The sequence below is a fragment of the Actinomadura sp. genome (genome assembly GCF_044508335.1).
Classification (GTDB): Bacteria; Actinomycetota; Actinomycetes; order Streptosporangiales; family Streptosporangiaceae; genus Spirillospora.
The window spans coordinates 46218-53595 of record NZ_JBIQHY010000020.1 but is presented as its reverse complement, the minus strand read 5'-3'; the positions used below and the strand labels follow the sequence as shown (position 1 = coordinate 53595).

General features: G+C 72.8%; 7 protein-coding genes. 5 read left to right on the top strand and 2 right to left on the bottom strand.

Going from position 1 to position 7378, the window contains the following annotated elements; all coding sequences use genetic code 11:
- Positions 1-39 precede the first annotated feature (39 nt).
- Together ACIWVC_RS10600 and ACIWVC_RS10595 are read left to right on the top strand one after the other, a co-directional pair.
- Positions 40-876 (top strand): LysR family transcriptional regulator, encoded by an 837-nt coding sequence (locus ACIWVC_RS10600; protein WP_396454081.1) that lies wholly within the window; start codon positions 40-42, stop codon positions 874-876.
- A gap of 71 nt (positions 877-947) precedes the next feature.
- Entirely contained in the window at positions 948-1949 is a 1002-nt protein-coding gene (locus tag ACIWVC_RS10595) for a zinc-binding dehydrogenase (protein ID WP_396449028.1), read from the top strand.
- A gap of 62 nt (positions 1950-2011) precedes the next feature.
- On the opposite strand, the gene ACIWVC_RS10590 is transcribed toward ACIWVC_RS10595, so the two are convergent.
- A complete protein-coding gene (locus ACIWVC_RS10590; RefSeq protein ID WP_396449027.1) occupies positions 2012-3076 on the bottom strand; it encodes an amidohydrolase family protein in 1065 nt (354 codons plus the stop codon).
- A gap of 93 nt (positions 3077-3169) precedes the next feature.
- Between ACIWVC_RS10590 and ACIWVC_RS10585 the strand changes: the two genes are divergently transcribed.
- Together ACIWVC_RS10585 and dacB are read left to right on the top strand one after the other, a co-directional pair.
- Positions 3170-3640, top strand: coding sequence for a MarR family winged helix-turn-helix transcriptional regulator (locus ACIWVC_RS10585; RefSeq protein ID WP_396449026.1), 471 nt, complete (start codon positions 3170-3172; stop codon positions 3638-3640).
- Between the two features lie 59 nt (positions 3641-3699).
- Positions 3700-5244, top strand: coding sequence for a D-alanyl-D-alanine carboxypeptidase/D-alanyl-D-alanine-endopeptidase (dacB, locus tag ACIWVC_RS10580; RefSeq protein ID WP_396454075.1), 1545 nt, complete (start codon positions 3700-3702; stop codon positions 5242-5244).
- Positions 5245-5251: 7 nt separating this feature from the next.
- Here the strand turns inward: dacB and ACIWVC_RS10575 are convergent, their stop codons facing one another.
- Positions 5252-5821: a hemerythrin domain-containing protein gene (locus ACIWVC_RS10575; protein WP_396449024.1), complete on the bottom strand. Its 570-nt coding sequence runs from the start codon at positions 5819-5821 to the stop codon at positions 5252-5254.
- 208 nt (positions 5822-6029) lie between these two features.
- On the opposite strand from ACIWVC_RS10575, the gene ACIWVC_RS10570 reads away from it, so the two are divergent.
- Positions 6030-7250: a hypothetical protein gene (locus tag ACIWVC_RS10570; protein ID WP_396449023.1), complete on the top strand. Its 1221-nt coding sequence runs from the start codon at positions 6030-6032 to the stop codon at positions 7248-7250.
- Positions 7251-7378: the final 128 nt, after the last annotated feature.

The window sequence follows — 7378 nt, the reverse complement described above, 5'->3', positions numbered from 1 at the left end:
ATCGGGCCCGTCTCGGCGCCGGGCTCGCTCTGCCGCGTGATGGAGCCGACGGTGCGGTACTTCGTCGCCGTCGCCGAGGAGCTGCACTTCGGGCGGGCCGCCGAGCGGCTCGGCATCGCGCAGCCGCCCCTCTCGCGGGCGATCAAGCAGCTGGAGCGGCGCCTCGGGGTGACCCTGCTCGAACGCACCAACCGGGCCGTCGCGCTGACGGAGGCCGGGGAGGTGCTCCTGCGCGAGGGGCGGGCGGCTCTGAACGCGGTCGCGGCCGCCGAGCGGCGCACCCGCCGCGCCGCCCGTGCCGAGCCCCGCCTCGTCCTGGTCACGAAGGCCGTCGCGTCCAGCGAGCTGCTTTCGAAGCTGCTCGACGCGTACGCCGCCGAACCCGGCGCGATCGCCGTCGACGTGCTGCTGTGCGGGCCCGGCGAGCAGGAGCGGCTGCTGCGCGACGGGCGGGCCGACGTGGCGCTGCTGCACCTGCCGTTCGACTCGACCGCCGGGCTCGACACCGAGGAGCTGCGCACGGAGGACCAGGTGGCGCTGCTGCCCTCGGGGCACCCCCTCGCCGCCCGGACCCGCCTGCGGATGGCCGACGTCACCGATCTCCCCGACCTGCCGCTGCCGCGCTGGCCGGACGCCGACGGCGCCTACCCGGACGGTCCCGGCCCGCAGGTGCGCGACCACGCGCAGCTGCTGCAGCTCATCGCGCTCGGCCGCGCCGCGGCGGTCCTCCCCGAGTCGTGCCGGGCGTACCTGCGCGACGGCCTCGCCGCCGTCCCGGTCCTGGACGCGCCGAAGGTGACGACGGTGATCGCCTGGCCGCCGCACAGCCGCTCCCGGGCCCTGGCCGCCCTGATCCGGACCGCCACCGCCCTCTAGATCGTCCCCGCGGCGGGAATGCGGCGGCAGAGCCTTCCGGTTGATCTGGCGCGGAAGGGAAGGTGACGCCGATGACGTCCTCATCGACCACCATGCGGGCGGTCCGCCTCTCCGGCCCGGGCCCGGTGGACGACCTGCGGCCGGCCACGCTCCCGCTCCCGCCCGTCCGGGACGGCTGGGTGCGCGTCCGCGTCGAGGCGTTCGGCGTCAACCGCTCGGAGCTGAAGCTGCGGCTGGGGGTGAGCGAGGGCGTCACCTTCCCCCGGGTGCCGGGCATCGAGGCCGCCGGAACCGTCGACGCGGCGCCCGCCGGCAGCGGGCTCGCCGCCGGTCAGAAGGTCGTCGCGATGATGGGGGACATGGGCCGCACCTACGACGGCGGCTACGCCGAGTACACGTCGGTGCCGCTGTCGCAGGTCATCCCGGTCGACACCGAGTTGCCCTGGGAGGTGCTGGGCGCGCTGCCGGAGATGGTGCAGACCGCCTACGGCTCCCTGACCACGGGCCTGGACCTGCAGCCAGGTCAGACCGTCCTGATCCGCGGCGGCACCTCCTCGGTGGGCCTGGCCGCCGCCGCGCTGGCCGCCTGGCGCGGCGCCACGGTGCTGGCCACCACGCGCCGGGCCGGCCGCCTCGCCTTCCTGGCGGACCGCGGCATCGACCACCCCCTGCTCGACACCGGCGAGGTCGCGCCCGCCGTACGCGAACTCTTCCCGGACGGTGTCGACGCCGCACTCGATCTCGTCGGGACGCCCACCCTGCCCGACACCCTGCGCGCGGTGCGCGTGCACGGCACGGCCTGCTTCGCCGGCAGCCTCTCCAATCAGTGGACGGTGCGGGACTTCTCACCGAACGAGTACATCCCGAGGGGCGTGCGCCTGGCGGGCTACTTCGGCGACGTCGACGACCTGCCCCGGGACGTCTTCCAGGAGATCCTCGACGCGGTCGCGGCGGGCCGCCTCGCCTTTCCCGTCGACCGCGTCTACGACGGCCTGGAGCAGGTGAGGCAGGCCCACGACGACATGGAGCACAACCGCGCGACCGGCAAGCTCGTCGTCCGCGTCCGGCACTAGAACGGCGGAGCCGGGGCCGCGGGGTCCGTGGTCGTCCCGCGGCCGTGGCTCCGCCGGGCGGCCTAGCGGGGGAGGCGGGCGGCCAGCCGCGGCAGGATGCGGAGGGCGTTGGTCCGGGTGATGGCGCGGTGCGCGCGGTGGTCGATCGCCGGGTCGCGGTCGAGGTCACGGGTGTTGAGGGCGACCTCGGGGGCCGTGTTGGCGGGCCAGTCGGTGCCGAACAGGACGCGGTCCGCGCCGACGGCGCTGAGCAGGGTCGGGCTGGCGTAAGGGGAGGTCGGCAGGGCCGTGTCGTAGTGGAAGCGGCGGAGTGCCGACCGCATGTTCCCCGGGTACGGGCCGTCGTCCTCCCGGTGCGAGCGCTCGGCGCGGCCCGCCATGTACGGCAGGAAGCCGCCGCCGTGGGACAGGACGACCGACACGCGGCGGTGGCGGTCGAGGGTGCCGGCGGCGATGAGGCTGAGCGCGGTGCGGACGGTGTCGAGCAGGTAGTCGGCGAGCCAGTCCCCGACCTGCGGCGCCTCCACGATCCCCTTGGGGGCGACCGGGTGGACGAACACGACCGAGCGGCGCCGGTCGAGTTCGGCGAACAGCGGCTCGAACATCGGGTCGCCGAGGTAGCGGCCGTCGGCGGAGGTGTTGAGGAGGACGCCGTCCGCGCCGAGGTCGTCCAGCGCGTGGGCGGCCTGCGCGACGGCCAGGTCCGGGTGGAGCATCGCCACGTTGGCGAAGAAGCCGAACCGGGTCGGGTGGTCGCGCGCGAGCTCGGCGAGCGACTCGTTGCACACCTGGACGCCCGAGGCGGCCGCCGCCCGGTCGAGGAAGACCTCGGCGGGCACCGGGGCGGACGCCACGCCCGCGGCGATGCCGTTGGCGTCCATGGTCCGCAGCGTGCTCGACAGGGTCCACTGGGCCCAGGACGGCCCGCCCGTCTCGGGGATCAGTCCCTGCTCGACCGCCCAGCGCCGCATGGCGGGCGGGACGGCGTGGTGGTGGGTGTCGATCCTGCCGCGCGACGTCTTGGGGGCGGCCGGGGCGGCCGCGGCGCTCCGTGGCACGGCGACCGTCGCTGCGGCGGCGGCCAGGCCGGACAGCTGAAGGGCGCGCCGGCGGGTCATGTCGGGCATGGGTGTTCTCCCTCTGCTCGTTGCGCCGCCCACGCTACTCTCACTAGAGAAAGTCTCAGATGAGACTATATCAGGACGCCCTACCATGAGGCCATGCTGGACGACCTGCTCGAACGGATCCTGGCCGAGGAGGGCGACGCCGCCGCGCGGCACGTGGGGCTCGGCATGCTGCTGGCCGCCGCGCACGGCCGGAGCCGCGCCGCGATGAACGACGAGCTGCGCCCGCTGGGCATCGACGTGCGCGAGTTCACGATGCTGGTCGCCCTGGACATGTACGGGCCGTCCAGCCAGCGGCGCCTCATCGACCTGACCGGCATCGACAAGTCCACGATGGTGCGCATCGTCGACGAGCTGGAACGCGGCGGGCTGGTCCGGCGCGAGCGGGTGCCGGAGGACAGGCGCGCGCACTCCATCACGCTGACCGCCGAGGGCCGCCGGACGCTGGAGAGCGGGCGGCGCGCCGGCGCCGAGGTGGGCGAGCGGCTCTTCGGCCGGCTCCGGCCGGACGAACGCGACCGGCTGGTCGCCCTGCTCCGCCGCCTGGCCGAGCCCGCACCCCGCTAGCAAAGCCACGGTTTACTGGAACGGCTGACTCGTGTGCGGTCTTCGTTTACGCTCTCCCCATGCATGATCATGTCGTGCGCGTTTCGGCCGTGCTGCTCGCCGGCGCCGTCGCGTTCACCGCGCCGGCCGTCCCCGCACGGGCGGCCGCGCCGGGCGACCTGCGAAGCGACCTGCGGAGCGACCTCGACGCGATCCTCGCCGACCCGCGGCTCGACGGCGCCGCAGTCGGCGCGGTGGTGCGCGACGCGCGGACCGGCGCGGTGCGGTACTCGCGCGGGGCCGCCGCGCCGGTGCTGCCGGCCTCGAACCTGAAGATCTACACCTCCAGCGCGGCGCTGTCGCTGCTCGGGACGGGGTACCGGTTCCGCACGAGCGTGCACGCCGGAAAGGTGTCCGGTCCGTCGGTGAAGGGGGACCTGTACCTGAAGGGCACCGGCGACCCGACGATGCGCGCCGCCGACTACGACCGGCTCGCCGCCCAGGTCGCCGCGAAGGGCATCCGCCGGGTGGAGGGCGACCTGGTCGCGGACGACACCTGGTTCGACGACGTCCGGACGCCGTCCCACTGGGACCCCACCGACTTGCAGTACTACTACGCGGCGCCCATCTCCGCGCTCAACGTCGCGCCGAACGACGACTTCGACACCGGCTCGGTCAGCGTGTCGGTCACGCCCGGCGAGGAGGGGGAGCCCGTCCGGGTCGGGCTCGCCCCGGCCACGGACGTCCTCAAGATCGACAACAGGGCGGTCACGGGACGGCCGGGCTCGTCGTCCACGCTGTCGATCGACCGGGCCAACGGCAGCGACACCCTCGTGGTGACAGGTTCCTATCCGGCGGGCGCCACGACCTTCACCACCCTGCGCACGGTGCGGAAGCCGACGATGTACGCGGCGGACGTGTTCCGCAAGGCGCTGCGCGCCCACGGCGTCCAGGTGAAGGGCACGACCGGGCGCGGCCGGACGCCCGCACGGGCGGCGCGGATCGCCTCCCGCGAGTCCATGCCGCTGTCCCGCCTGATGGTGCCGTTCCTCAAGCTGAGCAACAACATGATCGCCGAGATCCTGGTCAAGGCGATCGGCCGCAAGGCGAAGGGCGAGGGCAGCTGGGACGCCGGGCTCCCGGTCATCGAGCGGTACGCCCGCTCCCTCGGCGTCCCGTCCGCGCGGCTGGAGATGGCCGACGGGTCCGGGCTGTCGCGGCTCGACCGCACGACCGCCGGGGACGTGAGCACCGCGCTCGGCCGGGTGCGGAAGGCGCGCTGGTTCCCGGTCTGGTACCGGGCGTTGCCGGTCGCCGGCGACCCCGACCGCATGGTGGGCGGCACGCTGACGTCGCGGATGCGCGGCACGCCCGCCGCCGGGAACGTCCACGCGAAGACGGGCACGCTGACCGGCGCCACGGCCCTGTCGGGCTACGTGACCGACAAGGCCGGGCGCCGGCTGGTCTTCTCGGTGATCCTCAACGGCTACGCGGGCGGCGCGCCCAAGGACATCGAGGACAGGATCGCGGTCCGCCTCGCCGGCGGCACGTCCTCGTCCGTACTGCGGACCAGGACCACGCAGGCGGGCCCGCAGGTGGAGTGCTCCTGGATCAAGCACTGCTGACCGGCGGTCACCTGTCCCGCGCGTCGCGGATCATGTCGCGGACCCGGTCGACCATCGCGACCAACGGCCCGGCCAGCATGTTCCTGGTCGCCGTCTCGGTGCCCGGATGCGGGTGGGTGGGGGCGGTGGCCTCGGCGGCGCGGACGGCGGCGGCGAAGCCCCTCAGCTGGGCGGGGCTGAACTCGTCCTTGAGCCGGTCGAACTCGTAGCGCTCCTCGGCGCGGGCATGGGTCAGCACGTCCATGCGCAGCTTGTCGAGGGACTTCATGAAGCGCGGGTCGTCGACGTCCATGCCGTCCAGCTCCGACAGCAGCTCCTTGGCCTGGCGCTCCTCGGCGAGCCGCTCGTCCACGATGCCGTCGCCGCCGGGCAGCCGCCGGGCGACCGGGTGGATGATCTCCTCCTCGGCCGTCTCGTGGATGGCGAGCAGCTTGACCAGCTCCTGGAAGGACTTCCTCCGCTCGTCGCCGTCGGAGCCCATCACCTCGTCGAACAGGTCCCTGATCCGCCCGTGCTGGGCCCTCAGCAGGTCGATGACGTCTCCGGTCGTCTCGGCGTTCCGGGGTGTGGTCTGCATCGGTGTGTTCCTCGGTCCCTCGGTGGCGTGCCGTCCCGACGACGGCCGGACGGGTGGGGTACCCCGGGCCGCCCCCGGTAAGCGGGCCGTGGACGGGGCATGAGCAAAAACCCCGTCGGCAATCCGGAATCACGGCGCGAAGCCCGTGCGGAACCGGGCTCCCCGGGTAGGGGCGCAGTCCACAGCAGTCCGACAGCCGAAGGAAAGGGTGAGCCTGGTGGCATTCAACCCGCTCGAGCACCGCGGCATCCCATTGGAGGACCAGCTGCGCAACTGGGCGCAGCTGGACGTCGCGCCGGTCGACCCCGACCACTCCGATCCCTACACCCGGTGCCGCATCATCGCGATGAACGGGATCGAGGTGGAGGCCATCATGTTCAGCCACCACTTCGCCCGGATCAGCCCCGACCCCGAGGTCAAGCAGCAGCTCGCGAGCGTCCGCTACATAGAGGCGCAGCAGCAGAAGGTCGTCAACTGGCTGCTGCCCGGCCAGGCGTCGGTCCTGGAGACCACGCTGGCCTACGAGCAGGTCGCGGTCGACCTGACCGGGTGGGTGGCCCGCATGGAGCCCGACCCCTACCTCAAGCAGTCCTACAACTTCGGGCTGCTGGAGGACTTCGACCACCTGTACCGGTACGCCAACCTGTACGAGATCATCGAGCACCGCAAGGCCGAGAAGATCGTCGACCAGCTCACCGAGGTCATGCCGGGACGGCCCGGATACCTGCAGCACCGCGACCCGATCGACAACGTCCGCCAGCCCTACGACCGCAACGCCGCCGCGCCCATCTCCAAGCTGCACGCGCTGACCATCATGTCGGCCGAGCAGCAGACGATGAACTTCTACATGAACATGGGCCCGCTCTACATGGAGCCGATCGCCCGGCAGCTCTACCAGGAGATCGGCCTGGTGGAGGAGGAGCACGTCACGCACTACGAGTCGCTGGTCGACCCGGGCGAGACCTGGTGGGAGCGGCTGGTCAACCACGAGTACAACGAGTGCTACATGTACTACTCGTTCATGCAGACCGAGACCGACCCGCGCGTCAAGGGCATCTGGGAGCTGCACCTGAACATGGAACTGGAGCATCTGCGCATCGCCTGCGACCTGATGCGCCGCCACGACGGCCGCGACCCGGAGAGCGTGCTGGCCCCCGAGCTGCCCGAGCCGGTCACCTTCGAGCCCAACAAGGAGCTGGTCCGCGAGCTGCTCGCCACCCAGATCGACTGGACGACGCTCGGCACCGGGTACGTCCAGGAGGCCCACCAGCGGTTCGAGGCGTACCAGGACAGGATCAACGCCGAGCGGGGCGCGCAGGAGCGCGTCATCGACGAGCACCGCGACAAGTTCGGCGACGAGTACCGGCTGGAGACCGACGGCCCGCACCCCGTCGAGCGGCTCCGCGACAAGCCCGCCAGGCAGGCGTGATGAACGAAGGGTGCGCCGAACCGCTCGACGACTCCCGCTGGAGCGCGGATCCGCCGACAATGGTCTGACGGGCCCCTGCGTGGGTAGACCTCGCATACGGTGCATGAGCACGGGGAGACCGGGCACAA

Bases quoted from the DNA above. Each gene is read 5' to 3' on its own strand.
- ACIWVC_RS10600 (WP_396454081.1), top strand. From the start codon at position 40: ATGGAGCCGACGGTGCGGTACTTCGTCGCCGTCGCCGAGGAGCTGCAC.
- ACIWVC_RS10595 (WP_396449028.1), top strand. From the start codon at position 948: ATGACGTCCTCATCGACCACCATGCGGGCGGTCCGCCTCTCCGGCCCG.
- ACIWVC_RS10590 (WP_396449027.1), bottom strand. From the start codon at position 3,076: ATGCCCGACATGACCCGCCGGCGCGCCCTTCAGCTGTCCGGCCTGGCC.
- ACIWVC_RS10585 (WP_396449026.1), top strand. From the start codon at position 3,170: ATGCTGGACGACCTGCTCGAACGGATCCTGGCCGAGGAGGGCGACGCC.
- dacB (WP_396454075.1), top strand. From the start codon at position 3,700: ATGCATGATCATGTCGTGCGCGTTTCGGCCGTGCTGCTCGCCGGCGCC.
- ACIWVC_RS10575 (WP_396449024.1), bottom strand. From the start codon at position 5,821: ATGCAGACCACACCCCGGAACGCCGAGACGACCGGAGACGTCATCGAC.